The organism is Oceanicella actignis, from assembly GCF_900111545.1.
GTDB lineage: Bacteria > Pseudomonadota > Alphaproteobacteria > Rhodobacterales > Rhodobacteraceae > Oceanicella > Oceanicella actignis.
In genome coordinates this window covers 1-23,890 of record NZ_FOHL01000008.1, presented here as the reverse complement: position 1 = coordinate 23,890, position 23,890 = coordinate 1, and the positions used below count along the sequence as shown (strand labels likewise).

Below are 23,890 nucleotides of genomic sequence, written 5' to 3'. Positions count from 1 at the left end.
CCGCCTCCTCAGGCCAGGCCCAGCTTCTGCGCCAGGCCGATGCGCTGAAGCTTGCCCGTGGCGCCCTTGGGGATCTCGGGCAGGATGACGATGCGGCGCGGGCACTTGAAATCGGCCAGCCGCCGGCGCGCGAAGTCGCGCAGCTCGGCCTCGTTCGCCTCGGCCCCCTCGCGCAGCACCACGGCGGCGCCCACCTCCTCGCCCAGCTTGGGGTGCGGGATGGCGAAGGTCACCACCTGCTGCACCGCCGGATGATCCATCAGCGCCTCGTCCACCTCGAGCGGGCTGATCTTCTCGCCGCCGCGGTTGATGATCTCCTTCAGGCGGCCGGTGATGCGCAGATAGCCCTCCTCGTCGAAGCGCCCCTGATCGCCCGTGCGGAACCAGCGCCGCCCCTCGGCCTCGAAGAAGGCCTTGGCGTTCGCCTCGGGGTTGGCCTCGTAGCCGGGGGTGACGTTGGGCCCCGAGATCACCACCTCGCCCGTCTCGCCGTCGGGCAGAAGGCGGTTCTCGGTCTCGTGCGCGGTGCGCACCAGGGGGCCGGCGGCCACGCCCACCGAGCCGGCCTTGCGCGCGCGCGGCGGAAGCGGGTTCGAGCACATCTGATGCGCCGCCTCGGTCATGCCGTAGCTTTCGATCACCGGGCAGCCGAAGGTGCGCTCGAGCGCCTCCATCACCTGCGGCGGCAACGAGGCCGAGCTCGAGCGGATCAGCCGCAGCCGCGCGCGCGCGATGATCTCGGCGTTGCGCGGCGCGCGCGCCAGGATCGCCTGGTGCATGGTCGGCACGGCGGTGAACCAGGTCGGGTCGGCCTGCTCGAGCCAGGCGAAGAAGCGCAGCGCGTCGAATCCGGGGGCGCACCAAGTCGCCCCGCCCGCCGCCACCGAGGCCAGCGTCGCCGCCACCAGCCCGTGGATGTGGAACAGCGGCATCACGTTCAGGCAGCGGTCCTGCGGGCCCAGCGCCAGGGCCTGGCCGATGTTGCGCGCCGAGGCGGCCAGATTGGCCTGCGTCAGCGGCACGATCTTGGGCCGCGAGGTGGTGCCCGAGGTGTGCAGCACCAGCGCCACGTCCTCGGGGCCCGGCGCGGCCGGGTCGGCCTGGCCGAACGGGCCGCCCTCGGGGATCAGCTCGAAATCGCCCGCCGCCGCGCCCGGGCGCAGGCGGATCACCCCGACCCCGCGGGCGCGCGCGGCCGTCAGGGCGGGGCCGCTCTCGTCCTCGGCCAGGATGATGGCCTTGGCGTCCAGGTCGCTCAGGTAGAAGTCGAACTCCTCGGCCTTGTAGGCCGGGTTGAGCGGCGCGGTGGTCGCGCCTTGCGCCACGGTCAGGAAGGCGGCGGCCATCTCGGGGCCGTTGGGCAGCACGATCGCCACCCGGTCGCCGCGCCCGATCCCGGCGCGGCGCAGCGAGTCGCGCACCCGCCCGGTCAGCGCGCGCAGCGCGCCATGGATCAGCGGCGCGCGCCCCGGCGCCTCGAGCGCGGGGGCCTGGTCGGGATGCGGAGCGAGCAGCGCTTCGATGGTCTCGGACATGGGGACTCCTTGCGGCAAGGGCGCGGATCTCGGGGCAAGGATTAGGCCCGCGCGCCCCCGGACGCCACGCAAAACGAGACCCGTTTCCGCCTGCCGGAACCCGGCCCCTGCGTCAGGCCGCGCCCAGGGCCGCGGGCGCGCGGCGGCCGCGGTCCCTGGCACGCCAGGCAGCACGCGGCGCGCCGCCGGCCTCGGCCCCGCGGCGCGCCCTGCGCCGCGTCCGGCGCCGCGCCCCGACGCGCCGATCGCGCCCCGCCTCTGCCGACCCAGCCGCCCTCGGCCCGGCGCGGCTGCAAGTCAGGCGCCCTGACCCCTTGCCCCGCCTCTTCGCCGCCGCGGGCCGGTTGGACAAGGGTCCGCGCCGCGGGCCGCCGCGCCGGGCGCGGCCCTCAGACCCCGCCCGAGCCCATGGCCCGCGCCGCCAGCGCCGCCGCCGCGCACGAGACCAGGCGGGACATCTCGTCATCCGCGCGGCTGGTCAGGATGATCGGCGCCGCCGCGCCCACCACCACCCCCGCCGCCGAGGCGTGCGCAAGAAAGGTCAGCTCCTTGGCCGCCATGTTGGCCGACTCCAGATCGGGCGCCAGCAGGATGTCGGCGCGCCCGGCCACCTCGCCGCCGATCCCCTTGGTGCGCGCCGCGCTCAGATCCACCGCGTTGTCCATGGCCAGCGGACCATCGACCAGCGCGCCGCGGATCTGGCCGCGCTCGGCCATCTTGGCCAGCGCCGCCGCCTCGACGCTTGAGGCCATCGCGGGGTTGACCGTCTCGACGGCCGAGAGCGCCGCCGCGCGCGGCGTCTCGACCCCGAGGGCGCGCATCAGATCGACCGCGTTCTGAAGGATGTCGCGCTTTTGCGCCAGGTCCGGCGCGATGTTCACCGCCGCATCCGTCACCGCCAGCAGCCGGTCGAGCCCGGGCACGTCCATCACGAACACATGGCTCAGCCGCCGCCCCGCGCGCAGCCCGCGCTCGCGATCAAGCGCCGCGCGCAGCAGCGCGTCGGTGTGCAGATGCCCCTTCATCAGCGCCCGCGCGCGCCCCTCGCGCACAAGCGCGACGGCGCGGCGGGCTGCGTCGTCCTCGTCCTGGGCGGCGATCAGCTCGATGGCGGAAACGTCTTCGCCCAGCGCCTGGGCGGCGCCGGCCACGCGCTCGGGCCGGCCGGTCAGGATCGGCCGGATAAGCCCCCGCCGCATGGCGGCCAGCGCGCCCTCGAGCGCCTCGGGCGATTCCGCGGCGGCGACCGCGACGCTCAGCGGCTCGAGCCCCTCGGCCGCCTCGAGCAAACGGCGGAAATGCAGGTGCCGCTGCACCGTCAGCCCCGGCACATGGGCGTCGTCGAAGCGCATCTTGCGCGCGGGGGCCAGCGCCTCGATCTCGCCCTCGGCCAGCGGCGCGCCGTCGTCGCGCTCGGCGCGGGCGTGCAAGAGCACGACGCCGCCCTCGCGCTTGCCCGCCACGCGCAACTCGACGCGCAGGGTGCGCCCGGCGGCCAGGCGCTCGGCGAAGCGCAGCCGCGCGGCCAGAACCTGCGAGCCCGGCCCCGGCAGGATGTTGCCGACCACCGCCGAGATGACCGAGGCCACCCACATCGCCGGGGCCAGCGCCTCGGGCGCGCCGTCGCCGTCGCCGTCCTCGTCGGGCAGGCCGAGCGGATTGTGGTCGCCCGAGGCGTTGGCGTAGACGATCAGATCCTCGTCGCGGCAAAGGCGCTCGATGACGGCGCTCTCGCCGACCTCAAGCTCTTCGAAGGTGCGATTCTCTCGCATGTCGGCTCCCATGGCCAGGGCGCGCCGGGCGCGGCGCGGGCGCAGCATACACGCCGCCGCGCCCGGCGCCAGCGCGGCGCGGCGCCCCCTTGACGAGGGGCGCGCGGGGCGCTATCCGAAGCCCCAGACGCGGGCGTAGTTCAGTGGTAGAACGTCAGCTTCCCAAGCTGAATGTCGTCGGTTCGATCCCGATCGCCCGCTCCACTCTCCCTTCCCTTCCGACATCGCATCGCCGCCGCGCAGCGCGCGAAAGGCCGTGCGCGGCGATCATGCGCGCCGCGATCTCGAAGGCAATGTCCGGGAAGGTGGTGAGCCCGGCAGGATTCGAACCTGCGACCCACTGATTAAAAGTCAGTTGCTCTACCAACTGAGCTACGGGCCCACGGGCGCCTTCCTAAGGCCGGCGCCCGGCCAGGTCAAGCCCGGGCGCCGCGCCCTCTTTCGCGCCCGGGCGCCGGGGGCTAACCTGCGCCGCGCCGCCGCAGGGAACCCGCCGGAGATCGCCATGAACCCAGCCAACTGGCTTGTCCGCACCGCGCAGATCGCGCCCGAAGCGCCCGCCCTGATGATCGACGAGACGCCGCGCGGCGACTACGCCGCCTTCGCCCGCGCCGCGGCCGGCATCGGCGCGGCCCTGCGCGCAAGGGGCGTCGCGCCGGGCGAGCGGGCGGCGCTGTTCATGCCCAACCGGGTCGAGTTCCTCGAGGCGCTCTACGGCATCTGGTTCGCCGGCGCCGTCGCCGCCCCGATCAACGCGCGCCTTCACCCGCGCGAGGCGGCGTGGATCCTGGAGCATTGCGGCGCGCGGCTGGTCTTCGCCGCGCCGCAGACCGCCGCCGCGCTGCGCGAGGCGATCGGCCCCGGCGGCCCCGAGATCGTCGACGTCGCCGAGGACGCCTTCGCCGCCATGCGCAAGGCGCCGCCCCTGCCCGCGCCCGCGCCCATGACCGCCGAGGACCCCGCCTGGCTTTTCTACACCTCGGGCACCACCGGCCGGCCCAAGGGGGTCGTCATCCACGCCGGCGCCCTCATGGCCATGACGCTGAGCTACTTCGCCGACGTGGACGAGGTGCGCCCCGGCGACGCCGCGCTCTACGCCGCGCCCATGTCGCACGGCGCGGGGCTCTACAACTTCATGCACGTGATCCGGGGGGCGCGCCATGTCGTGCCGCCCTCGGGCGGGTTCGACGCGGACGAGATCCTGGACCTCGCGCCGCGGCTTGGCGACGTGCACATGTTCGCCGCCCCGACCATGGTCCGCCGCCTGGTCGACCGCGCCCGCGCGCGCGGCCTGCGCGGCGAGGGGCTGCGCACCGTGGTCTATGGCGGCGGCCCCATGTATCTGGCCGACATCGAAGAGGCCGTCGCCGTGATGGGCCCGCGATTCGTGCAGATCTACGGCCAGGGCGAGTGCCCCATGTGCATCACGGCCCTGTCGCGCCGGCATGTGGCCGACCGCGCGCATCCGCGCTGGCGCGCGCGGCTGGCCTCGGTCGGGCGGGCGCAGAGCGCGACCGAGATCCGCATCGCCGGCCCCGACGGCGCGCCCCTGCCCCCCGGCCGCGTCGGCGAGATCGAGGTGCGCGGCCCGGCGGTGATGCGCGGCTACTGGAACGCCCCCGAGGCCACCGCCCGCGCGCTGCGCGACGGCTGGCTGCGCACGGGCGACGTGGGCGCGCTGGACGAAGAGGGCTTCCTGACGCTGCACGACCGCTCGAAGGACGTGGTGATCTCGGGCGGCAGCAACATCTACCCGCGCGAGGTCGAAGAGGTGCTGCTGCAGCACCCCGCCGTGCACGAGGCCGCCTGCGTCGGCCGCCCCCACCCCGAATGGGGCGAAGAGCTGGTCGCCTTCGTCTGCCCCGCCCCGGGCGCCGCCCCCGACCCCGCCGAGCTCGAGGCGCTGTGCCTGTCGCGCATCGCCCGCTACAAGCGCCCGCGCGCCTGGTTCGCGCTGCCAGAGCTGCCCAAGAACAACTACGGCAAGGTGCTCAAGACCGAGCTGCGCCGGATGCTGGCCGAAGGGCGCGCCCGCCCGCTGGAGGCGCCGCAGGGGGACGAGGCATGAGCGCGCTGCTGATCCGCGGCGCGCTGCGCCTTGTGTGCATGGACGCCGCCCGGCGCGAGCTGCCCGACGCCTGGCTCCTGATCGAGGACGGCGTCGTCGCCGCCATCGGCCAGGGGCCGGCGCCCGCCGCCGCGCGCACGCTGGACGCCTCGGGCTGCGTGGTCACGCCGGCGCTGGTCAACACCCATCACCACCTGTTCCAGACGCTGACGCGCGCCGTTCCCGCGGCGCAGGATGCGACGCTGTTCGGATGGCTGCGGGCGCTTTACCCGATCTGGGGCCGCATGCGCCCCGAGGACGTGACCCTGGCCGCCGCCGTCGGCCTGGCCGAGCTGGCGCTGAGCGGCTGCGGAACCTGCGCCGATCATCACTACCTGTTTCCCGACGGCGTGCGCCTTGAAGACGTGATCGAGGCCGCCGGCATGATCGGCCTGCGCCTGCACGCCGCGCGCGGCGCCATGAGCCTGGGCGAAAGCGCCGGCGGCCTGCCGCCCGACGCGCTGGTCGAGCGCGAGCGCGACATCCTCAAGGATTTCGAGCGCGTCGTCGCCGCCTTCCACGACCCCGCGCCGGGCGCCATGACGCGGGTCGCGCTGGCGCCGTGCTCGCCCTTCTCGGTCTCGGAGGGGCTGATGCGCGACGCCGCGATCCTGGCGCGGGAAAAGGGCGTGCGGCTGCACACCCACCTGGCCGAGAACGCGCAGGACGTGGCCTTTTCGCTGGAACGCTTCGGGCTGCGGCCGGGCCCCTGGGCCGAATCGCTGGGCTGGACGGGCGAGGACGTCTGGCACGCCCATTGCGTGCGCCTCGACGCGGACGAGATCGCGCTCTTCGCCCGCACCGGAACGGCGGTGGCGCATTGCCCGTGCTCGAACTGCCGGCTGGGGGCGGGAATCGCGCCGGTGCGGGCGATGCTGGCGGCGGGCGTGACGGTGGGGCTGGGGGTCGACGGCTCGGCCAGCAACGACGCCGGCGCGCTGCTGGCCGAGGCGCGGCAGGCGATGCTGCTGCAGCGCGCCGCCGGCGGCCCCGACGCGCTGAGCGCGCGCGCCGCGCTTGAAATGGCGACGCTGGGCGGCGCGCGGGCGCTGGGCCGCGCGGCCGAGCTGGGCGCCCTGGCGCCGGGAATGCGCGCCGACGTCGCCGTGTGGGACATGTCGGGCCTGGAATGCGCTGGCGCCTGGGATCCGACGGCGGCGCTGGCGCTGTGCCCGCCGCGGCGCGTGCGCGACCTGATCGTGGAAGGGCGCGAGGTGGTGCGCGACGGCCGCCTGACCCGCGTCGACGAGCGCGCGCTGAGCGAACGCGCCGCCGCCGCGGCCCGCCGCCTTGCCCAGGGCTGACGCCGCCGCGCCCGGCCATCGGCCTTGCGCGGATGGGCGCGAAGGCGCGGACCCCATGACGCTGGCGAGGCTGGCCGCGCCGCAGGGCGCGGCTTTGCGGGCGGCGCGGGCCAGGCGCTGCAGCGGCCGCGCGGATGCGGCGGCGACGGGCGACGCGGCGCCCTCCGGCGAGCGGCGCCGCCTGACCGCCCGCGCGCCCGGGACGCCGCGCCATGGCCCGGCCCCGCCCCATGCGCGCCCGCGACCGGCGCAAGCGCCCGGCCGCCGCGCCGGGAGCCGTCAAGCGCCGCTCGGTCGGAGGGTGGGGAACCGTCAGGCGCCGCTCGGCCCAAGCCGGAAACCGTCAGGCGCCGCTCGGCCCGCGCGGGCAACCGGCACGCCTCGCGCGGGCCGCGTCGGGCCGCGGGCGTCAGACCTCGAGCCACTCCTTGCGCACGTCGGCGCGCGCGCGCAGATCGTCCGGCGTGCCCTCGAACACCACCTGACCATGCCCCATCACATAGACCCGGTCGGCGATGTCGAGCGCGATGGCCAGCTTCTGCTCGACCAGCAGGATCGAGACGCCGCGGCGCGAGATCTCGTTCAAGAGATCGGCCACGCGCTGCGTCATCTGCGGCGACAGACCCTCGGTCGGCTCGTCGATCATGATGACCTCGGGATCGCCCATCAGCGTGCGGCACATGGTCAGCATCTGCTGCTCGCCGCCCGACAGAACCGCCGCGTCCACGTCGGCGCGGTTGCGCAGGTTGGGGAACAGCTCGAACATGTCCTCCATGGTCCAGCGGCCGCCCTTCTGCCCCGGCTTGACGCCAAGATTCAGGTTCTGCCGCGTGGTCAGCCCGGCGAAGATGTCGCGGTTCTCGGGGACATAGCCCACGCCCATGCGCGCGATCTCGAACGAGCGCCGCCCCGCCAGCTCCTGATCCTTGAAGCGGATCGACCCCTCGAGGGCGACCTGCCCCATCACCGCCTTGCAGGTGGTCGAGCGCCCGACCCCGTTGCGCCCCAGAAGGGCGACGATCTCGCCCCTGGCGATGTCCATGTTCACGCCGTGAAGGACGTGGCTCTTGCCGTAATAGGCGTGAAGATCGCGGATCTGCAGCATCAGCCCGCCGCCTCCTCTTTCTCGAGCACGGCGCCCAGATAGGCCCGCTGCACCTCGGGATTGCCGCGCACCTCCTCGGGGCGGCCGGTGGCGATGATCTGCCCGTAGACCAGCACCGAGATGCGGTCGGCCAGGCCGAACACCACGCCCATGTCATGCTCGACCATCACCAGCGAGCGCCCCTCGGTCACCTTGCGGATCAGATCGACGATGTAGTCGGTCTCGGAATGGCTCATGCCGGCGGTCGGCTCGTCCAGCATGATGACGTCGGCGCCGCCGCCGATCGTCACCCCGATCTCGAGCGCGCGCTGCTCGGCATAGGACAGAAGCCCCGCCGGCACGTCGCGCCGGGCGGCCAGGTTGATCTCTTCCATGATGCGCTCGGCGCCCTCGTTGAGCGCGCGTTGCCGCCCGACCATGTGCCAGAACGAGTAGCGATAGCCCTGCGCCCAGAGCAGCGCGCAGCGCAGGTTCTCGAACACCGTCATGCGCGGGAAGATGTTCGTGATCTGGAACGAGCGGCTCAGCCCGCGGCGGTTGATCTCGTAGGGCGCGAGGCCGCCGATCTCTTCGCCGTGCAGCCGGATCGAGCCCGAGCTGGGCGCGAAGCGGCCGGTGATCAGGTTGAACAGCGTGGACTTGCCCGCGCCGTTCGGCCCGATGATCGCGTGCCGCTCGCCGCGCGCGACCGTCAGATCGATGCCGCGGATGATCTTTGCGGCGCCGAAATTCTTGGTCAGGCCGCTGATCTCGAGTGCGGGAACGCTCATTTCGCGCCTCCTTGGGCAATGCGGTTCGCCTCGTCCCAGGCCGCGCGCATGGCCGGCGCGCCCCGGGCGGCAAGGAACAGCCCCCCGGCCGCCGCGGCGGCCGCCGCGATCCATGGCGCGGCCGAGTGGGTGTCGAAGGTGATCCAGAACAAGGTCATCGCCTCGTCGCCCGGGGCTGCGGTGCGCAGATGGTGGAACATCTCGAACAGCGCCGCGACGCCCGCCGCGCCGATCGCGCCGGGGATCAGCACGCGCGCATAGGGCCCCGCCAGGCTGCCCAGCCGCCCCGCGCGCATGGCCGGCCCGTGCATGGCGATCAGCCCCGCAAGCCCCTGCGGGAAGAACATCACCGTCGCCACGAACAGGATGCCGACGTAAAGCTGCCAGATCTCGGTCTGAAGGCTCAGCACCGATTGCAGCAGCGTGAACACGACCGCGCCGACCACCGGCCCGACGAAATACCCCGTGCCGCCCAGGAAGGTGACCAGCAGGATCATGCCCGAGGTGGCCAGGTTCAGGTTCTCTTCGGTCAGGATCTCGTAGTTGATCGCGAACAACCCGCCCGCCACGCCGGCGAAGAAGCCCGAGGCCACGAAGCTGCCGTAGCGCACCCAGCGCGCCGAATAGCCCAGGAACTCGGCCCGCTCGGGATTGTCGCGCACCGCGTTCGCCATGCGCCCCAGCGGGGTGAGCGAGAACAGATACATCCCCAGCGCCGAAAGCAGCAGCCAGAAGGCGATCAGGTAGTAGACGTCCTCGGGGTGCAGGAACTCCATGCCCAGAAAGGGCGCCACGGTGCGGTCGCCGCTCACGCCCTCCTCGCCTCCGAAGAAGGCGACGATGATGACCGAGCACGCCGCCACCAGCTCGCCCACGCCCAGCGAGATCATGGCGAAGACCGTGCCCGCCCGGCGCGTCGAGAACAGCCCGATCAGCGCCGCCATCAGCATCGCGAACAGCCCCGCGATGAGCGGCAGGAAGGGCAGCGGCAGCGTCAGCTCGTATTCCTCGATCCAGTTGAGCACATGCATGGCGAAGAAGCCGCCAAGGCCCATGTAGACCGCATGGCCGAAGCTCAGCATCCCCGCCTGCCCCAGCAGCATGTTGTAGCTGAGCGCGAAGACGATCGTGATCGCCATCTGGTTCATGATGGTGACCGAGGAGGGCGAGCCAAAAAGCATCGGCAACACGCCCAGAAGCAGCGCGGCCAGGATCCACGGGCCCGCGGCGCCCAGCGCCCCGCGGCCGGCGACGGAACGGTCGGTGTTGCTCAAGCTGGTCATGCGTCACGATTCCCGAACAGGCCGTAGGGGCGGAAAACCAGGACCAGCACCATCAGCAGATAGGGCAGGATCGGCCCGACCTGCGGCAGCGACAGGGTCCAGATGTCTCGCAGAAGGCTTTCCGAAAGATCGGCGGGCGGCTCGATCCCGAGCGCGCCGAGCAGGTCGGCCATGCCGATGTTGTAGGAGGCGGCGAAGGTGGTCATCCACCCGATCAGAAGCGACGCGACCAGCGCGCCCCACAGGCTGCCCAGCCCGCCGACGACGATGGTCACGAACACGATCGAGCCCAGCACGACCGCCATGCCGGGGAAGGTGCCCAGCACCGGCCCCGCGATCACCCCGGCCACGCCCGCCAGCGCCGAGCCGACGCCGAACACGCCCATGAACACCAGCGGCACGTTGTGGCCCAGCGCCTCGACCGTGTCGGGATGCGTCAGCGCCGCCTGGATCACCATGCCCACCCGCGTGCGCGTCAGGATCAGCAAGAGCGCGATGAAGATCGCCGCCGCCACCGCGATCATGAAGATCTTGTAGGCCGCGATCTCGTAGTCGGCGATCGAGAACAGGGCGAACTGCAGCGATTCGGGCGCGTTGTATTCCACATGCCCCTTGCCCCAGACGAACTGCACGACCTCCTCGATCAGCAGCGCCAGGCCGAAGGTGAAGATCAGCTCGGCCACATGGCCGTATTTGTGCACCCGCCGCAGGCCGTAGCGCTCGACCGCCGCGCCCACCAGCCCGACCAGGACCGGAGCGATGAACAGCGCCGGCCAGAAGCCGATGTAGCGGCTGATCTGATAGGCGAAATAGGCGCCCAGCATGTAGAAGCTGGCGTGAGCGAAGTTCAGAACGCCCATCATCGAGAAGATGAGCGTCAACCCGCTCGAGAGCATGAACAGCAGCAGGCCCGTGACGAGCCCGTCGATCATCGTGACGAGGATCAGATCCATCGGTCGGCTTTCCCGGCGTCGTTTGAAGGAGGGCGCGCGCGCCGCGCCCGGCGCGCGCGGCGCCCGGCGCGATCCGCCGGCCCGACGACGCGGACCGGCGGCGCAAGCGTCACGGACGCTTCATCTTGCAGGTGGTCGGCGCGTCCATCGACGCCATCTTCACCGTGCTTTCGACGACCAGGCCGTAGCCGGAATTGTCGAAGTCGAAGGTCACGCCCTCGTTGGTGTGGACAAGGATGTGCACGTCCTGGATCAGCTGATGATCCTGCGGGCGCATGAACAGCTTGCCGCCCCACAGGCTGTCATGCTCCATGCCCTCGAGCGCCTTGCCCACGGCGACCACGTCCTCGGCCGAGCCGGCCTGCTCGATCGCCCTGGCCAGCATCTCGATCACGTTGGCGATGCGGGTCTGCGAGAGGTTGCCGTCGGGATACTTCTCCTTGAAGGCGCGGGCGTATTCCACGACCCGATCGCTCGGCGGCGGGTTCAGCTGGCCTTCGGACACAAGCCGCAGGATGCCCTTGCCGCTTTCGCCGAAGGCGGCGGTGATGCCGTCGGCCGCGGCGTAATAGGTGTAGATCGGCCCCTTGAAGCCGGCCTCGATGATCGCCTTGCCAAGGCCCAGCATGTCCGCGCCCCAGTTGCCGGTGATCACCGCGTCTGCGCCCGAGGCGATGATCTTGCGCGCATAGGGCGTGAAGTCCTTCACCTTGCCGATCGGGTGCAGCTCGTTGCCCACGATCTCGATGTCGGGGCGCTTTTCGGCCAGGAAGCGCTGGGCGGCGGCGGCCACGGCCTTGCCGAAGCTGTAGTCCTGACCGATCACATAGACCTTCTTGATGGCGTCGCTCTGCTTGATGACGTCGGTCAGCGCGTCCATCTTGATGTCGGCGTTGGCGTCGAAGCGGAAGTGCCAGAAGTTGCACTTGTCGTTCGTCAGCGCCGGATCGACCGCCGAGTAGTTGAGGAACAGCACCCGCTTGTCGGGGTTGCGCTTGTTGTGCTTCTCGATCGCCTCGGTGAGCGCGTTGGCCACGCCGGACGAGTTGCCCTGCGCGATGTAGCGGATGCCCTGGTCGATCGCCACCTGCAGCTGGATCAGCGATTCCTTGGGGCTGATCTTGTTGTCGAAGGGCACGATCTCGAACTTGCGCCCGCCAAGGACGCCGCCCTTCTCGTTGACGAGCTTTTCGGCTGCGAACTCGAACTGGTGCAGGCCGTTGGTTCCGGTCGAGGCGAAGGGGCCCGACAGCGGATCGATGAAGGCGATGCGGACATTGTCGGCCGCCGTCGCCGCGCCGGCGGCAAGGCCGGCGAAAGCCGCGAAGGCGGCTTGACGCATGAAGCTGCGCATGAGCGAATTCCTCCCGATGGTTAAGGCGGCTTGAACCGCTCTTGATTGTGCGGAACATCGTTCCACTATTTTTCGGGATGTCAAGCTTCCTCGGGCGCCGAACCGCCCCCCGCGGCGCCGGTTCCGTTCGCCGCGGCCGCGCCGGCGAAGGCCGCGAAGTCGCCGGCCTCGAGCGGGGGCGACCACAGATAGCCCTGCCCCACCCGCGCGCCCATGCGCAGCAGCGCGGCGGCCTGCGCCGGCGTCTCGACCCCTTCGGCGACGCAGCGCAGCCCCATTTCGCGCGCGATCTCGAGCGAGGCGGCGACGATGGCGCGATCCGCCCCGGGTTCGGTGACGCCCTGGACGAAGCCGCGGTCGATCTTGATCTCGGACACCGGAAGGCGCTTGAGGTGACTGAGCGCCGCATGCCCCGTGCCGAAATCGTCCAGCGCCAGCTCGAAGCCCATCTCGACCAGCGCGTCCAGCGTCATCGCCGCCAGGTCGGCCCCCGCCCCCAGGGCGCAGCCTTCGGTGATTTCCAGAACCAGATCGCGCGGCGCGATCCCGCTCGAGGCCAGACGCTCGAGCCGGCCGACGAGCGCCTCGGGCGCGGCGAGATCGTCGGGGTGAAGGTTCACGGCGATCGGCCCGGTCGCGATCCCCTGGGCGCGCCACGCGCGCAGATCGCGCGCGACCCGGTCGAACACGAAATCGGAAACGCGCTCGAGCAGGCCCCGGCGCGACGCGACCGACAGAAGAACGTCGGGCCCGACGGGGCCAAGCTCGGGATCCGTCCAGCGCAAAAGCGCCTCGGCGCCCACGAGCCGCCCCGTGCGCAGGTCGCATTTGGGCTGGTAGACCATGCGCAGGCCGCCCTCGGCCAGGGCGCGGCGCAGAGCGCGCTCCATGCGTTCGTCGCGGGCCGCGCGTTCGCGCAGCGCATGGGCGTAGATGCAGGCCCGGCCGCGCGCCGTGCTCTTCGCCTCGTGCAGCGCCATCTCGGCGCTGGCCATCAGCTCCTCGGCATCGGCGGCATCGGCGGGAAAGCGCGCGATTCCCACGCTTGCGGCCAGATGGGCCACCGCATCGGGACCGATGCGCAGCGGCCTGGCCAGGTCCTGCGCAAGGCGCCCCGCCAGGCGCGACGCCGCCGCGGCGTCGCCCGTGCGCAACAGAACGGCGAACTCGTCGCCCCCCAGACGCGCGACCAGCGCGCCGTCCTCGCAGGCATGCGCGATTCGCGCGGCCGCCTCGCGAAGCGCCGCGTCGCCGGCGCGATGCCCGTGAAGCTCGTTGACCAGACGAAAGCGGTCCAGATTGACCAGCAGAAGGCTGGCGGGCCCGTCGGCGCGGCGCAGCGCCGCGCGCAGGCGCATCTCGAAGGCGGTGCGGTTGGGCAGGCCCGTCACCTGGTCGTCGAAGGCCAGACGGCGGATGCGCTCATGCGCGCGGCCCAGCTCGGCCAGGCTTCGGCGCATGGCCGCGACCGACCTCTCCATCGCGCGCGCGGTCCGGGCCATGTAGCGCGAGGTCTGGATGAGATAGGCCCAGAACGGCGGCGCCAGCAGGGCGAGCGGCCAGAGCACCGCGGGCTCGCGCCCCAGCGAGGCGGCGGCGATGGCGCCCAGAACGAGCCCCGTATAGCACAGCACGCTGATGGGGATCCGGTGCAGCATCAAGCCGCCGCCCGCCGCCGCGCCCGCGGCCAGGACCAGGGCCAGCGTCTCGACCGGCCGGGGAAGGCCGCGCCCCACCGCCAGCGTCACGAGCATGGTCCAGGGGGCGGCGAAGAGCACCGCCATCGCCGCCAGCTTGCGCACCCCGCGCCGGCTGATGCGCCGGTTCGCCGGCGCGTTCGCCCACAAGCGGCGCTCGCGCCGGGAATGGGCCCAGAGCCAGGCGCAGAGAACGCAGACGGCGACGGTCCAGGCGGCGAGTTCGGGTCCGGGCGCCTTGCCGATCGAGGCCAGGGCGAAGGTCAGCGCCATGAAGCCCGCCGCCGCCGCGCCGAAGGGCGAGGCGTCGAGCACGCTGCGCACGTCCTGGACGGTGGGCCCGCGCAGCGCCGCGATCAGCAACCGCAGCCATGCCTTGCGCATCCTTTTCGCCAACATCGAATCACCCCGTGACGGCACTCGCCCGGCGGGCAGTGTCGCGAAGGGGAGTTAAGGGTTGGTTCTTTCTGCGTTCTTCGGCGCATAGGCCGCCTGGGCGCGGCGGATGTCGGCGATGCGCTGCGAGGCGGCGCGCAAGTCGCCCAGCGTGCGCACGCCCGCCTTCTCCAGCAGCGGGATCGCGCGCAGATAGATCTCGGCCGTGGCCATGGCGTCGCCGAGCGCAGTGTGGCGCCTTTCGGGCGGGATCCGCACGTCGAAACGCTCGGCCAGGGCGTCGAGCGTGTGCAGGGCGCTGTGCGGGTCGAGAATGGTCGAGATCAGCACCGTGTCGATGGCCGGATTGTCGAAGCGCCGGCCGATGCGCGGCTCGACCGCGCGCAGGAAGGCGATGTCGAAGGGCGCGTTGTGCGCGACCAGCGCCGCGTCCTCGACCCAGTCGTGAAAGCGCAGCGCCACCTCCTCGACGGGCGGGGCGTCGGCCACCATCGCGTCGTCGATGCCGTGGATGCGCGTCGCGGCCGCCGGGATGGGGCGCGAGGGGCGCGCCAGGCGCTCGAACGTCTCGCCGCGCAGGAGCCGCCCGTTGACGATGCGCACCCCCGCGATCTGCACGATCTCGTCCCGCGCCGGGTTCAGGCCCGTGGTCTCGGTGTCGAACACGACGCAGTCGAGCCGGCGCAGGGGCGTGTCGTCCTGCGGCGCGGGGGCGGCGCGGGCCATGAGGTCGAAGTCGTAGAACTCGGGCCGGTCGAGCGCGTCGCGCGCGGTCCCGGTCGGCGCCGCCACGGGCAGGGGCAGGCGCAGCGCCCATTCGCCGCCCTCGCGCGCGGGCCACATCTGCGTGCGCAGCCGATCGAGCGCCTCGGCCCCCGTCAGCGCCCCGGCGCCCAGGTCGATCGGCTCGGCCAGGAGCTCGGCCAGGTCAGAATCGGTCAGCGGCGGGCCGCTCCAGCGGACCTCGAGCCGCAGCCATGCGCGCCCCGGCCGGGCGCCCAGCCGCACCCGCCCCACGCCGCGCAGCGCCAGCCGGCGCAGCGCCAGCTCGAGCACGCGCACGATGGCCAGCGCATCGCAGCTGACCACGCCCTCGGCGGCGGCGATCTCGATCTCGGGGCGCTCGGGCGCGGGACGGTCCTGGATGCGCCGGCGCAGCGCCTCGAACAGGTCCGCGACGGCGACGGGCGCCACGGGCCAATGCGCGCTCATCGCCTCGCGGCTTTCGCGGCTGAGGGCGCGCAGACGTTCGGCCAGCGTCGCGGCCTGGGCGCGCAGCTCGGCCGTCAGACGCGCGCGCGCCCCCTCGTCGCGCGCGCCGGCGACGGCCTCGGACAGCGCCTCGACATTCGCCGCCGCCCGGCGCACCCCCTCGAGGGCCTCGCCCAGAAGGCGTTCGCGCGCAAGCTCGGCGGCCATCTGGGCGGTGACGTCGCGCAAGGTCAGGATGTAGCCGCGCGGCGCCCCGTCGGGCCCCCGCGCCAGCGCCGCCCGCCCCTGCAACAGCGCGCCGCCGCGCGCCGTCTCGCACAGCACCGGGGCGCCGTCGGCCTCGGGGCGGGCGCGCAGGGCGGCCAGCGCGTGCTCGATGGGTTCGATGCGCACCATCCGCGCCAGGCTGCGGCCGAGGCCGACCTCCTCGACATCGGGCAAGAGCGCCAGCGCGCGCCGGTTGTAGAGCATCACCCGATGGTCGAGCGTGCAGATGAGCACCGCCTCGGGCAGGTTCGCCAGCACCAGCTCGAGCTGCTCGCGGCGCGCATCCAGCTCGCGCGTGCGGCGCGCCACCTCTTCGGACACGTCGCCGCGCAGCCTGCCCAGCGCCTCGGTCAGCTCGGCCGCGGCGGGGGCCAGCTCGCCCAGCCAGCGCGCCGCTTCGGGGTCGACGGGGGTCGCGACGGGGGCATGCGCGCGGCGGCGCAGCGCCGAGGCGAGCTCTTGCAGCGGGCGGGCCACATGCTCGTCAAAGCGCAGCCAGGTCCAGGCGAGCGCCGCCCACATCAGCGACAGCGCCGCCACGCCGCCCGCCGCCAGGGCCGAGAGCGCCGCCGCGTCGCGCGCCGCCTCGGGCAGGCGCCGCCAGGCCAGAGCGCCCCCCGCCGCCAGCGCCCCGGCCGCCGCCGCGGCCAGAAGGGCGAAGAACAGGAACACCCGCAGCCTGAGGCTCCAGCGCCGCGGGTCGGGCAGGCGCGGGCGCTCAGCCATCGCCGGCGCTCGGCCGCGGCGCGCGCGCGCCTTCGCGCGGGCCGTCCGGGGCGCGATCCCGGGCGGCTCCCTCGGGCGCCTTTGCGGCGGGGCCCGGGGCGGGGCTGGCGAGGTCGGGACTCGCGGCGCCGGGGTCTGGGGCGCCGGGGACTGGGGCGCCGGGTTTGGCGGCGCCGTTCGCGCCGGGCTTGAGCGCGCCGTGATCCCCGCCCGGGCCCGCGCCGGGGCGCTGGGCCGGGTTCGGGTCCGGGTTCGGGTCCGGGTTCGGGTCTGGGTTCGGGGCGGGGTCGGGGTCGTCCGGGCCCGCGGCGCCGGGGCCCTCGTCGGCGTCCATGCCGAGGCTCGGGCCTGGGGCGGGATGCGCGCCCGGCCCCGCGTCGGGCGCACCGCCCCCGCGGCCCGTCAGCGCGCGCACCCGCTCCATCAGCTCACGGGTCGAGAACGGCTTTTCGAAGAAGTCGTCGGCGCCCAGCTCGCGGCTTTTCTCGGCCTCATGCGCGCCGCCCTTGGCGGTCAGGATCACGATCTTCACCCCCGCCATGGCCGGATCGGCGCGCAGGGCCTGGCACACGTCGTAGCCCGTGCGCCCGGGCAGCATGACGTCGAGCAGCACCAGGTCGGGGCGGCGGGCGGCGGCGGCCTCGAGCGCCGCGGGGCCGGTCGCGGCGCGGGTCACCTCGAAACCCGCCTCGCTCAGAAGGAATTCCAGCGCGAGCGCGATGCTGTCCTCGTCCTCGACGATCAGAACATGGGCGGACATGGCGTTCCTCCTGCGTCGCGGCCGGCAGGCTCAGCCGCCGGCGGGCGCGCACAGCGCGCGCATGAGCGGATCGGACGGATCCGCCGGCCGCCAGGGCGGATCGAGCGGCATCCCGTCCGGGCCGAACGGCGTGTCGGCCAGATCGGCGCGGCGCGCGCCGGGGCAATCGACGATCAAGGGCAGCGCCACGGTCGGCATGGCCCGCCCCATCAGATAGCCCTGCGCCAGCTTGAGGCCCGGCGCGTCGGGGCGCGTGCGCGCCCCCGCCGCGTCCACGGCGACGATCCGCGCCACGGGCGGAGCGAGCAGCGTCCAGGGCTTCCACCAGCGCCCCTCGCGCACCTCGCTCAGCACCACGGCGCCGGGCGGCAGCGCGGCCAGCGCGCGCGCGCGCCAGTCGTAGTCCCACCAGATCTGCGCGCCGATCATCGCCAGCCCCGCCGCCGCCGGCGTCGCCCAGCCCGGCAGGCCCAGCGCGCGGCGCAGCGCCATGACCACGCCCGCCGCGCCCAGCCCCGCGGTCACGATGGCGATGAATTCGATCAGCATGGCGGCTCCTCAGCTCAGCGTCGCCGCGCCCTGCCCGAGCGCGGACTGCATGGTGCGCACGACCACGAAGGCGTCGCGCAGATGGCTGCGTTCCAGCTCGGACAGGCGCGAGGGGTCGAGAAAGTTGTCGGGCTTCTCGCCCGCGCGCACCTGCTCGGCCTGATGGCGCAGGCGGGTCTCGGCGATCAGGTCGTAGGCGTCGAGCAGGTCCGCCCCGCCCGCGGCCGAGACCGCGCCGCGCGCGCGCGCCTCTTCCAGCCGCTCGCGCGTGTTGACCGCCTCGATCTCGGCGCGCAGGGCGTAGATGCGGCCCAGATCGACCACCGGAACGACGCCGTTCAGCTTCAGGTCGATGCGGTTGCGATGCTCGCCCGAGCGGATCAGCGCCAGGCCGCGGAACATGCCCAGAGGGACCGAGTGCTTGAGCGCGTTCGAGACCATGTGCGCGATGAAGATCGAGTTCGCGCGCGCGGCCTTGAGCGTGCGCGCGTGCAGCCCCTCGAACAACGAGAAATCGCCGCCGATGGGGCGCAGGTCGAACATGACCGAGGCCAGCATCTGCGCCTCGGGGTCGGGGCGCGCGATCCAGCCGTCGAAATAGCGCCGCCACGTCGCCAGGGGCTGACGCCAGCGCGGGTTGACGGCCATCATCTCGCCCGGGCACAGGACGTAGCCGCAGGCGGCCAGCCCGTCGCAGACGAAACGCGCCAGGCGCGAGAAATACGCATCGTGCTCGGGGCGCGCGTCGTCGTGAAGGATCAGGCAGTTGTCCTGATCGGACACGCCCGTCTGCTCGCGCCGGCCCTGCGAGCCGCAGGCCAGCCACAGATACGGAACCGGCGGCGGGCCCAGCCGCTTTTCCGCCAGCAGCAGCAGCTGGCGCGCGGCCGCGTCGGCGACGTCGGTGACCAGGCGCGTGACGACCTGGTGGCGCGCGCCCGCCCCCACCAGCTGCGCCAGCAGGCGCGGCGTGCGCGCCACCACCCGCGCGATGGCGTCGACGTCGTCGCGCCCGGCGATCTCGGCCACCATCGAGGGCGCGCTCACCGCCTGCCAGCGCACAAGGTCGGTCTGGGTGAGAATCCCCAGGATCCGCCCATGGCGCGTCACGGGCAGATGGCCCACGCGCCGCTCGGCCATGAGCAGGAGCGCGGCCAGCGCAGGCTCGTCGGGGCCCATGGAAACGGGGTCGGGCGTCATGGCCGCGCGCACGGGCGCCTCGGGGCCCAGCCCCTCGGCCACCACGCGCGCGGTCATGTCGCGGGCGGTGAGGATGCCGACCAGCCGGCCCGCATCCTCGACCAGCAGGCACGAGACGCCGCGCGCGCGCATGATCCGCGCCGCCTCGCGCACGGCGTCGTCGGGGCCGACGCAGGCGGGCTCTGGGGTCATCAGCTCGGCCACCCGCAGCGCGGCCAGATCGCCCGCCTCGGCGGCCTGCGCCCCGCGGCGCGGCGCGCCACGGTCGTAGAAGCGGGCGAAGGCGGGGCTGTCGCGCAGCAGGCGGGCGAAGGCGTCCGCGGGCAGCACGATCAGCGTCGCGGGCGTCAGCGCGCGCGCGCCCGTCGCCGCGCGGCCGTCGCGCAGAAGGCCGCGCTCGCCGAAGGCGTTGCCCGGCCCCAGCACCGAAACCGGCGCGCCTGCGGGGTCGGTGATCTCGACCCGCCCCGCCTCGATGAGGAAAAGCCCCGGCAGCGCGTCGCCGGGGCGGCAGATGATCTGATCGGCCTCGACCCGGCGCAGGGCGCACAGCTCGGCCAGGCGCGCGCGCTCGTCGGGGTCGAGCGCATCGTAGGGATGGCGCGCGGACAGATGCGCCAGGATGCGCGCGACCTCGTCGGGGCGCGCCTCGGGCGCGGCGTCGTCCGTGCGGTCGGTCATGGCTCGGCTCCCTTGCCTCGCGGCCCGGACCGCTTCGCGCGGCCCGGATCGCGCGCCGCCGCGCCCCTGCCTTCGGGAACGGCGGCGCCGTCGCGCGGCCCCGGAACGGAGCCGCGCGCGGCCTTGCTCAGTGGTGGGCCGTCGCCGCGCCCGCCCCGCGGGGCACGCGCACGCTCTCGACCAGCTCGCGGATCTCGGCCGGCGGCTCCTCGGTCGCGTTCGAGACCAGGATCGCCACCGCGAAGTTCAGCATCGCGCCCACCGCGCCGATGCTGAGCGGCGAGATGCCGAGGATCCAGCCCTCGGGCGTGTCGGGCAGCATCGCCGTGCCGGGGATGAACAGCCACCCCTTGTAGGCGAAGATGTAGACCAGCGTGAAGACCAGCCCCGAGAGCATGCCCCACACCGCGCCCTTGTTGTTCACGCGCTTGGAGAAGATCCCCATCATCAGCGCCGGGAACAGCGAGGCCGCCGCGATGCCGAAGGCCAGCGCCACGGTCTGCGCCGCGAAGCCCGGCGGGTTGAGCCCGAGCCACGTCGCCACGCCGATCGACACCGCCATGGCGACGCGCGCCGAAAGCAGCTCGCCCTTTTCCGAGATGTCGGGGTTGATCGCGCCCTTGATCAGGTCATGCGAGACCGCCGACGAGATCGCCAGCAACAGCCCCGCCGCCGTCGACAGCGCCGCCGCCAGACCGCCCGCCGCCACCAGCGCGATGACCCAGCCGGGCAGCTGCGCGATCTCGGGGTTGGCCAGCACCAGGATGTCGCGGTTCACGCTCAGCTCCGAGCCCTTCCAGCCCATCGCCTCGGCCTTGGCGGCGAAATCGGCGTTCTTGTCGTTGTACCACTGGATCTTGCCGTCGCCGTTGCGGTCCTCGAACTTGAGCAGGCCGGTGACCTCCCAGTTGCGCATCCATTCGGGGCGGGCGTCGTAGTCGATGGGCTGGGTCAGATCGCCGCCCTTGTAGACGGTGGTGATCAGGTTCAGACGCGCCATCGCGCCCACCGCCGGCGCGGTCAGGTAAAGCAGGGCGATGAACACCAGCGCCCAGCCCGCCGACCAGCGCGCATCCGCAACCCGCGGCACGGTGAAGAAGCGGATGATCACATGCGGCAGCCCCGCCGTGCCGATCATCAGCGACAGCGTGAACAGCACCATGTTGAAGGTGTTGGTGTGGTGGCCGGTGTAGGAGTTGAAGCCCAGCTCGGTCACCAGCTGGTCCAGCTTGGCCAAGAGCGGCATGCCCGATTCCACATGCGTGCCGAACAGCCCCAGCGGCGGCAGCGCATTGCCCGTCAGCTGCAGCGAGATGAACACCGCCGGAATCGTGTAGGCCAGGATCAGCACGCAATACTGCGCCACCTGCGTGTAGGTCACCCCCTTCATCCCGCCCAGAACGGCGTAGAAGAAGACGATGCCCGCGCCGATGAACAGGCCCGTGTCCTTGTCCACCTCGAGAAAGCGCGAGAAGGCCACGCCCACGCCCGTCATCTGCCCGATGACGTAGGTCACCGAGGCGATGATCAGGCACGCCACCGCGACCATGCGCGCCGTGGGGCTGTAGAAGCGGTCGCCGATGAACTCGGGCACGGTGAACTTGCCGAACTTGCGCAGGTAAGGCGCCAGCAGCAGCGCCAGCAGCACGTAGCCGCCGGTCCAGCCCATCAGGAAGGTCGAGTTGTCATACCCCACGAAGGCGATCAGGCCGGCCATCGAGATGAACGAGGCCGCCGACATCCAGTCCGCCGCCGTGGCCATGCCGTTGGTGATCGGGTGAACGCCGCGCCCGGCGGCGTAGAATTCCGAGGTCGAGCCCGCCCGGGCCCAGACCGCGATGCCCATGTAAAGCGCGAAGGTCGCGCCGACGACAAGCAGGTTCAGGGTGTATTGGTCCATGGTCGCCTCCTCACTCCTCGTCCACGCCGTGCTGCCGGTCGAGCGCGTTCATGCGCCAGGCGTAGAAGAAGATCAGCGCAAGAAACACCAGGATCGAGCCTTGCTGGGCGAACCAGAAGCCCAGATCGGCGCCGCCGACGCGGATCCCCGAAAGCAGGGGCCGCAGCACGATGCCGAAGCCGAAGCTGACAAGGGCCCAGATGATCAGGCACCAGGTCACGAGCCGTATGTTGGCTCGCCAATAGGCGTTGTTGTCGTCGGACATGACTTCCTCCCTCTGTCATGCGCGCGCCGCACGCGGCGCGGGATGCGGTTCGTTTCGCCCGCGCGCCGGTCGGGCGGCGCGGGGCCTGTTGCGGGGGGCCGGCGCGCGGATGCGCGCGGCCCCGGGCGGCGCGCCCCGGCGGGTTCGCCGCGCGGGGCGGCGGGCGGTCAGGTTGCGGCGCGGTTGCGGATCAGCTCCTCGACCACCGACGGATCGGCCAGCGTCGAGGTGTCGCCCAGCGCGCCGGTCTCGTTCTCGGCGATCTTGCGCAGGATGCGCCGCATGATCTTGCCCGAGCGCGTCTTGGGCAGACCCGGCGCCCACTGGATCACGTCCGGCGTCGCGATCGGGCCGATCTCCTGACGCACCCAGTTGCGCAGCTCGGCCTTGAGCGCGTCGTCATAGGCCTCGCCCTCCATCAGCGTGACGTAGCAATAGATCCCCTGCCCCTTCACGTCATGCGGGAAGCCCACCACCGCCGCCTCGGCCACCTTGGGATGCGCCACCAGCGCGCTCTCGATCTCGGCCGTGCCCAGACGGTGCCCCGACACGTTGATCACGTCGTCCACCCGGCCCGTGATCCAGTAATACCCGTCCTTGTCGCGCCGGCACCCGTCGCCGGTGAAGTAGTAGCCCTTGAACATCTCGAAATAGGTCTGCACGAAGCGCGCGTGATCGCCGTAGACCGTGCGCATCTGCCCCGGCCAGCTGTCGGCGATCGCCAGCACGCCCTCGCACTCGGTCTGCGCGATCTCCTCGCCCTTCTCGTTCAGAACCACCGGGCGCACCCCGAAGAACGGCTTCGTCGCCGAGCCCGGCTTGGCCGGGATCGCCCCGGGCAGCGGCGCGATCATGATCCCGCCCGTCTCGGTCTGCCACCACGTGTCCACGATCGGGCAGCGCCCCTTGCCGACATGGCGGTGATACCACTCCCACGCCTCGGGGTTGATCGGCTCGCCCACCGAGCCCAGGATCCGCAGGCTCGACAGGTCGTGCTTCTCGACCCATTCGGGGCCCTTGGCCATCAGCGCCCGGATCGCCGTCGGCGCCGTGTAGAAGATGTTCACCTTGTGCTTCTCGCACACCTGCCAGAACCGCCCCGGATCGGGCCAGGTCGGCACGCCCTCGAACATCAGCGTCGTCGCCCCGTTCGCCAGCGGCCCGTAGACGATGTAGCTGTGCCCCGTCACCCAGCCCACATCCGCCGTGCACCAGTAGATGTCGCCATCGTGATAGTCGAACACGTACTGGTGCGTCATCGACGCGTAGACCAGGTAGCCGCCCGACGTGTGCAGCACCCCCTTGGGCTTGCCCGTCGAGCCCGAGGTGTAGAGGATGAACAGCGGGTCCTCGGCGTTCATCTCCTCGATCGGGCAGTCGTCCGAAACCCGCGCCGCCTCGTCCTCGTACCAGGCGTCGCGCGCCGGATCGAACGGAACCTCGGCCCCCGTGCGCCGCACCACCAGCGTGCGCACGTCGCCGCCGCATTTGGCCAGCGCCTTGTCCACATTCGCCTTGAGCGGCGTCGCGCGCCCGCCCCGCGGGCCCTCGTCCGCCGTCACCACCAGCTTCGCGCCGCAATCGTTGATCCGGTCGGCCAGCGCGTCGGGGCTGAAGCCCGCGAACACCACCGAGTGGATCGCCCCGATCCGCGCGCAGGCCAGCATCGCATAGGCCGCCGCCGGGATCATCGGCAGATACAGCACCACCCGGTCGCCCTTCGACACCCCCATCGCCCGCAGAACGTTCGCAAAGCGGCACACCTGGCGGTGAAGCTCGGCGTAGGTGATGTGTTCGCTCACCCCCGGATCGTCCGATTCCCAGATGATCGCCGTCTGGTCCGCCCGCTCCTTCAGGTGACGGTCCACGCAGTTCGCGCACACGTTCAGCGTCCCGTCCTCGAACCAGCGGATCGACACGTCGGGATACGCGAAGGACGTGTTCTTCACCTTCGCATACGGCCGGATCCAGTCCAGCCGACGGCCATGCTCGCCCCAGAAACCCTCGGGATCCGAGATCGAGCGCGCATACATCCGCTCGTAGCCCGCCGCGTC

Annotated in this window: 17 protein-coding genes and 2 tRNA genes; 3 read left to right on the top strand and 16 right to left on the bottom strand. The window is 72.5% G+C overall.

Annotated elements, in window-relative coordinates; genetic code table 11:
* Window positions 1–8: 8 nt before the first annotated feature.
* Both BMW67_RS12225 and BMW67_RS12220 read right to left on the bottom strand, forming a co-directional pair.
* Complete coding sequence (locus BMW67_RS12225; protein ID WP_072747840.1) at window positions 9–1,535, bottom strand: acyl--CoA ligase; 1,527 nt, start codon at window positions 1,533–1,535, stop codon at window positions 9–11.
* 389 nt (window positions 1,536–1,924) lie between these two features.
* Window positions 1,925–3,307, bottom strand: coding sequence for a bifunctional enoyl-CoA hydratase/phosphate acetyltransferase (locus BMW67_RS12220; RefSeq protein WP_072747950.1), 1,383 nt, complete (start codon window positions 3,305–3,307; stop codon window positions 1,925–1,927).
* 129 nt (window positions 3,308–3,436) lie between these two features.
* On the opposite strand from BMW67_RS12220, the gene BMW67_RS12215 reads away from it, so the two are divergent.
* Window positions 3,437–3,511 (top strand) — tRNA-Gly (locus BMW67_RS12215).
* A 102-nt stretch (window positions 3,512–3,613) separates the two neighbouring features.
* Here the strand turns inward: BMW67_RS12215 and BMW67_RS12210 are convergent.
* A tRNA-Lys gene (locus tag BMW67_RS12210) sits at window positions 3,614–3,689 on the bottom strand.
* 123 nt (window positions 3,690–3,812) lie between these two features.
* On the opposite strand from BMW67_RS12210, the gene BMW67_RS12205 reads away from it, so the two are divergent.
* Both BMW67_RS12205 and BMW67_RS12200 read left to right on the top strand, forming a co-directional pair.
* Complete coding sequence (locus BMW67_RS12205; RefSeq protein ID WP_072747839.1) at window positions 3,813–5,375, top strand: class I adenylate-forming enzyme family protein; 1,563 nt, start codon at window positions 3,813–3,815, stop codon at window positions 5,373–5,375.
* Window positions 5,372–6,718, top strand: a complete 1,347-nt coding sequence (locus BMW67_RS12200; RefSeq protein WP_072747838.1) for an 8-oxoguanine deaminase — start codon at window positions 5,372–5,374, stop codon at window positions 6,716–6,718. The genes BMW67_RS12205 and BMW67_RS12200 overlap by 4 nt, the downstream gene beginning before the upstream one ends.
* 409 nt (window positions 6,719–7,127) lie before the next feature.
* On the opposite strand, the gene BMW67_RS12195 is transcribed toward BMW67_RS12200, so the two are convergent.
* The 13 genes from BMW67_RS12195 to acs all read right to left on the bottom strand — a co-directional run.
* The gene (locus tag BMW67_RS12195; RefSeq protein WP_072747837.1) at window positions 7,128–7,823 is read right to left on the bottom strand and encodes an ABC transporter ATP-binding protein; all 696 of its coding nucleotides are present in this window, start codon (window positions 7,821–7,823) and stop codon (window positions 7,128–7,130) included.
* Window positions 7,823–8,593 (bottom strand): ABC transporter ATP-binding protein, encoded by a 771-nt coding sequence (locus BMW67_RS12190; RefSeq protein WP_072747836.1) that lies wholly within the window; start codon window positions 8,591–8,593, stop codon window positions 7,823–7,825. The genes BMW67_RS12195 and BMW67_RS12190 overlap by 1 nt, the downstream gene beginning before the upstream one ends.
* Complete coding sequence (locus tag BMW67_RS12185) at window positions 8,590–9,876, bottom strand: branched-chain amino acid ABC transporter permease (protein ID WP_072747835.1); 1,287 nt, start codon at window positions 9,874–9,876, stop codon at window positions 8,590–8,592. Before BMW67_RS12185 ends, BMW67_RS12190 begins: the two co-directional genes overlap by 4 nt.
* Complete coding sequence (locus BMW67_RS12180; protein ID WP_072747834.1) at window positions 9,873–10,829, bottom strand: branched-chain amino acid ABC transporter permease; 957 nt, start codon at window positions 10,827–10,829, stop codon at window positions 9,873–9,875. Before BMW67_RS12180 ends, BMW67_RS12185 begins: the two co-directional genes overlap by 4 nt.
* Before the next feature lie 109 nt (window positions 10,830–10,938).
* A complete protein-coding gene (locus tag BMW67_RS12175) occupies window positions 10,939–12,183 on the bottom strand; it encodes a branched-chain amino acid ABC transporter substrate-binding protein (RefSeq protein ID WP_072747833.1) in 1,245 nt (414 codons plus the stop codon).
* An 80-nt stretch (window positions 12,184–12,263) separates the two neighbouring features.
* A complete protein-coding gene (locus tag BMW67_RS12170) occupies window positions 12,264–14,264 on the bottom strand; it encodes a putative bifunctional diguanylate cyclase/phosphodiesterase (RefSeq protein WP_177174511.1) in 2,001 nt (666 codons plus the stop codon).
* Window positions 14,265–14,330: 66 nt separating this feature from the next.
* On the bottom strand, window positions 14,331–16,481 hold the full coding sequence (locus BMW67_RS12165; RefSeq protein ID WP_083581437.1) for a 3'-5' exonuclease: 2,151 nt from the start codon (window positions 16,479–16,481) through the stop codon (window positions 14,331–14,333).
* The gene (locus tag BMW67_RS16240; protein ID WP_072747831.1) at window positions 16,474–17,241 is read right to left on the bottom strand and encodes a response regulator transcription factor; all 768 of its coding nucleotides are present in this window, start codon (window positions 17,239–17,241) and stop codon (window positions 16,474–16,476) included. The genes BMW67_RS12165 and BMW67_RS16240 overlap by 8 nt, the downstream gene beginning before the upstream one ends.
* A 30-nt stretch (window positions 17,242–17,271) precedes the next feature.
* The gene (locus BMW67_RS12155; protein WP_072747830.1) at window positions 17,272–17,790 is read right to left on the bottom strand and encodes a hypothetical protein; all 519 of its coding nucleotides are present in this window, start codon (window positions 17,788–17,790) and stop codon (window positions 17,272–17,274) included.
* A gap of 9 nt (window positions 17,791–17,799) precedes the next feature.
* Complete coding sequence (locus BMW67_RS12150) at window positions 17,800–19,671, bottom strand: putative nucleotidyltransferase substrate binding domain-containing protein (RefSeq protein WP_072747829.1); 1,872 nt, start codon at window positions 19,669–19,671, stop codon at window positions 17,800–17,802.
* A gap of 127 nt (window positions 19,672–19,798) precedes the next feature.
* A complete protein-coding gene (locus BMW67_RS12145; RefSeq protein ID WP_072747828.1) occupies window positions 19,799–21,571 on the bottom strand; it encodes a sodium:solute symporter family protein in 1,773 nt (590 codons plus the stop codon).
* A gap of 10 nt (window positions 21,572–21,581) precedes the next feature.
* The gene (locus tag BMW67_RS12140; protein ID WP_072747827.1) at window positions 21,582–21,836 is read right to left on the bottom strand and encodes a DUF4212 domain-containing protein; all 255 of its coding nucleotides are present in this window, start codon (window positions 21,834–21,836) and stop codon (window positions 21,582–21,584) included.
* Between the two features lie 167 nt (window positions 21,837–22,003).
* Window positions 22,004–23,890, bottom strand: a 1,887-nt coding sequence (acs, locus tag BMW67_RS12135) for an acetate--CoA ligase (protein WP_072747826.1), incomplete at its 5' end; no start/stop codon positions are given.

What these genes read in the sequence shown, in the direction of transcription:
- BMW67_RS12190 (WP_072747836.1), bottom strand. Translation starts at nt 8,593, where the DNA reads ATGAGCGTTCCCGCACTCGAGATCAGCGGCCTGACCAAGAATTTCGGC.
- BMW67_RS12220 (WP_072747950.1), bottom strand. Translation starts at nt 3,307, where the DNA reads ATGCGAGAGAATCGCACCTTCGAAGAGCTTGAGGTCGGCGAGAGCGCC.
- BMW67_RS12175 (WP_072747833.1), bottom strand. Translation starts at nt 12,183, where the DNA reads ATGCGCAGCTTCATGCGTCAAGCCGCCTTCGCGGCTTTCGCCGGCCTT.
- BMW67_RS12180 (WP_072747834.1), bottom strand. Translation starts at nt 10,829, where the DNA reads ATGGATCTGATCCTCGTCACGATGATCGACGGGCTCGTCACGGGCCTG.
- BMW67_RS12195 (WP_072747837.1), bottom strand. Translation starts at nt 7,823, where the DNA reads ATGCTGCAGATCCGCGATCTTCACGCCTATTACGGCAAGAGCCACGTC.
- BMW67_RS12200 (WP_072747838.1), top strand. Translation starts at nt 5,372, where the DNA reads ATGAGCGCGCTGCTGATCCGCGGCGCGCTGCGCCTTGTGTGCATGGAC.
- BMW67_RS12165 (WP_083581437.1), bottom strand. Translation starts at nt 16,481, where the DNA reads ATGGCTGAGCGCCCGCGCCTGCCCGACCCGCGGCGCTGGAGCCTCAGG.
- BMW67_RS12145 (WP_072747828.1), bottom strand. Translation starts at nt 21,571, where the DNA reads ATGGACCAATACACCCTGAACCTGCTTGTCGTCGGCGCGACCTTCGCG.
- BMW67_RS12140 (WP_072747827.1), bottom strand. Translation starts at nt 21,836, where the DNA reads ATGTCCGACGACAACAACGCCTATTGGCGAGCCAACATACGGCTCGTG.
- BMW67_RS12225 (WP_072747840.1), bottom strand. Translation starts at nt 1,535, where the DNA reads ATGTCCGAGACCATCGAAGCGCTGCTCGCTCCGCATCCCGACCAGGCC.
- BMW67_RS12170 (WP_177174511.1), bottom strand. Translation starts at nt 14,264, where the DNA reads ATGCGCAAGGCATGGCTGCGGTTGCTGATCGCGGCGCTGCGCGGGCCC.
- BMW67_RS16240 (WP_072747831.1), bottom strand. Translation starts at nt 17,241, where the DNA reads ATGTCCGCCCATGTTCTGATCGTCGAGGACGAGGACAGCATCGCGCTC.
- BMW67_RS12155 (WP_072747830.1), bottom strand. Translation starts at nt 17,790, where the DNA reads ATGCTGATCGAATTCATCGCCATCGTGACCGCGGGGCTGGGCGCGGCG.
- BMW67_RS12205 (WP_072747839.1), top strand. Translation starts at nt 3,813, where the DNA reads ATGAACCCAGCCAACTGGCTTGTCCGCACCGCGCAGATCGCGCCCGAA.
- BMW67_RS12150 (WP_072747829.1), bottom strand. Translation starts at nt 19,671, where the DNA reads ATGACCGACCGCACGGACGACGCCGCGCCCGAGGCGCGCCCCGACGAG.
- BMW67_RS12185 (WP_072747835.1), bottom strand. Translation starts at nt 9,876, where the DNA reads ATGACCAGCTTGAGCAACACCGACCGTTCCGTCGCCGGCCGCGGGGCG.